The organism is Mesorhizobium sp. M8A.F.Ca.ET.021.01.1.1 (genome assembly GCF_003998025.1).
Classification (GTDB): Bacteria; Pseudomonadota; Alphaproteobacteria; order Rhizobiales; family Rhizobiaceae; genus Mesorhizobium.
This window is the reverse complement of sequence record NZ_RZSJ01001060.1, coordinates 1-638: the sequence shown is the minus strand read 5'-3', so window position 1 is coordinate 638 and position 638 is coordinate 1. Positions and strand designations below refer to the sequence as shown.

The following is a 638-nucleotide window of genomic DNA, read 5'->3' as shown; positions in this document are numbered from 1 at the left end:
GCTTTGGGTTTCGGCCCGATGAAGATGATGCCTTCCGCTTCCAGCGCTTCGCAGAAGGCGGCCCGTTCCGACAGGAACCCGTAGCCCGGATGCACGGCCTGGGCGCCGGTCGCCTTGCAGGCGGCGATGATCTTTTCCGGCACGAGATAGCTCTGCGCAGCGGGCGATGGCCCGATATGAACGGCTTCGTCGGCCATCTCGACATGCACGGCATCGCGATCGGCATCGGAATAGACGGCGACCGTGGCAATGCCCATCTTGCGCGCCGTCTTGATGACGCGGCAGGCGATCTCGCCACGGTTGGCGATCAGGATCTTGGTGAACATGCGGGCAGAATTCCCCTCCGGCGAACGGTTCAGTTCTATGGACTATGTCGCCATGTCTCAAGTACCGCGATGGACGACATGAAAGCCGCGCCAGCGACGCGCCATTGCGCTCTCTGCCGAACCGGTTGTCGAATGGTGTGCTATCTGCGTCAACAAAGCCGACATTTCGTCTCATCTGACAGTTGATGAGCAGCCCAAAACCTGAAAACTTGGACACAAAAATCGCCTTGGAGGAATTGCCCGATGAAAACCCGCGCCGCAGTCGCTGTCGCCGCCGGAAAGCCGCTGGAGATCATGGAGGTCGACCTCGAG

Annotated in this window: 1 protein-coding gene; it reads right to left on the bottom strand. The window is 60.3% G+C overall.

What is annotated here, in order from left to right:
• Window positions 1–326, bottom strand: a 326-nt coding sequence (locus EOA36_RS36580) for a biotin carboxylase N-terminal domain-containing protein (protein ID WP_281040123.1), incomplete at its 3' end; no start/stop codon positions are given.
• Window positions 327–638: the final 312 nt, after the last annotated feature.